At 62.3% G+C, this 1,691-nt stretch carries 1 protein-coding gene and 2 pseudogenes; 1 reads left to right on the top strand and 2 read right to left on the bottom strand.

What is annotated here, in order from left to right; all coding sequences use genetic code 11:
• Together mscL and dapA are read right to left on the bottom strand one after the other, a co-directional pair.
• A pseudogene (gene mscL / locus CQ12_RS44375) lies at window positions 1-225 on the bottom strand (large conductance mechanosensitive channel protein MscL); the annotation flags it as partial.
• 44 nt (window positions 226-269) lie between these two features.
• Window positions 270-1,160: a 4-hydroxy-tetrahydrodipicolinate synthase gene (dapA, locus tag CQ12_RS30690; protein WP_057839023.1), complete on the bottom strand. Its 891-nt coding sequence runs from the start codon at window positions 1,158-1,160 to the stop codon at window positions 270-272.
• Between the two features lie 288 nt (window positions 1,161-1,448).
• Here dapA and CQ12_RS45725 point away from each other — a divergent pair.
• Window positions 1,449-1,691 (top strand): annotated as a pseudogene (locus tag CQ12_RS45725) (lytic transglycosylase domain-containing protein); the annotation flags it as partial.

Genomic DNA, 1,691 nt, shown 5'->3' with positions numbered 1-1,691 from the left:
ACCTTGCTTTTTGGCGTCCGCCAAATTGTTGGCAGTCACCGTCTTCGCCAGCGGGGTGAAATAGTTGGAGAAATCGAGACCACCGGTGATCGCGCCGATGATCGGCATGATCACGTCGCCGACCAGCGAGGTCACGATGGCGCCGAAGGCCGCACCGATGATGACGCCGACGGCGAGGTCGACGACGTTACCCTTCATCGCAAATTCGCGGAATTCCTTCAGCATGTTGGAGGCCCCTCTTCGTTTGTCGCGCGAAGTCAGCCGCTGGCCTAGTTGATCAGGCCGGCATGCACCATGGCGTCGCGGATCACCTTGCCGGTTGGCGGCGTCACGCTCATCAACGGCAGGCGCACCTCCTCTTCGAGCCGCCCCAGCAGTTTGAGGCCATGCTTGGCTCCCGCGAGGCCGGGCTCCTTGAAGATGGCATCATGCAGCGGCGTCAGGCGGTCCTGGATCTTCAGTCCGGTAGCGTAATCGCCCTGCATGACCGCTGACATCAGGTCAGCACACAGCTTCGGCGCCACGTTGGCGACCACCGAAATGCAACCATGTCCTCCCGCCGCCATATAGGCCAGTGCGGTCATGTCCTCGCCGGACAGCTGGATGAAATCCGGCCCCATCGCATGGCGCTGCTGCGACACCCGGGCAAGATTGGCGGTGGCGTCCTTGACGCCAGCGATGTTCTTCAACTCGAACAGCCGGGTCATGGTCTCGACCGACATATCGACGACGGAGCGCGGCGGGATGTTGTAAATGATGATCGGAATCCCGATCGCGTCATTCACCGCCTTGAAGTGCTGATACATCCCTTCCTGGGTCGGCTTGTTGTAGTAGGGCGTCACCACCAGAACGGCATCGGCACCAGCCTTCTCTGCGTGAACAGCAAGGTCGACGGCTTCGCGCGTTGAGTTCGACCCCGCGCCAGCGATGACGGGCACGCGTCCTTTCGCCTCATCGATGCACATCTCGACTACCCGATGATGCTCGGCATGGCTCAGCGTCGGGCTTTCGCCGGTGGTACCCACGGGAACGAGGCCGTGGGACCCCTGCTCGATCTGCCAGCTTATGAGACCACGCAAGGCGGCCTCGTCGACCGAGCCGTTTTTGAATGGCGTGACCAAGGCGGTGAACGACCCCCGGAACTTTGTCTTGGCTGCCATGGACTTCCTCCAAACGCTTAAGAAACGGCTCCGCCGAACTGGATTTCAATTCATATCGGGTCTGGCGATCAGGCGAAAGGGCTGTACCGTCCGGCGCTAGCGCTTTGTTTCGACGCGCTTTCTTGACGCCGCCCCCCTCTGCCTCGCGCGAATGGCCAAAGCCGCGATTTTGCCGCGGTGATGGCGCAAACAGGACCGGCAGCCACGTATTAGCATTTTGTCCACATATTCAATCAAATAGATCTAGGGCTCGAGCGACTGAATGATTCGCCGCCGCAGAGGAAAGCCGTGATCCCTGCCATCCGCGCCGCCGCATTGCGATCGACCGCACTGGCCACGAGCCTGGCGCTGGCAATTGGGCTGGCTGCTTTTCCTGTGGATGCCTGGGCCCAGCCAAAAGTTCCCCTGCCGAAGCCGCGGCCGATCGCCCGCAACGTCGTTCCGAAGCCCACCACAAGCGCCAGCGCGCCCGCTGCGCACACTTCCGCCGCTCACACTCCCGCGGCGGCGACCGCCGCAGCGCCGGCCCCG

This window comes from Bradyrhizobium jicamae (assembly GCF_001440395.1).
GTDB classification, from domain to species: domain Bacteria; phylum Pseudomonadota; class Alphaproteobacteria; order Rhizobiales; family Xanthobacteraceae; genus Bradyrhizobium; species Bradyrhizobium jicamae.
This window is presented reverse-complemented; position numbering and strand designations above follow the sequence as displayed.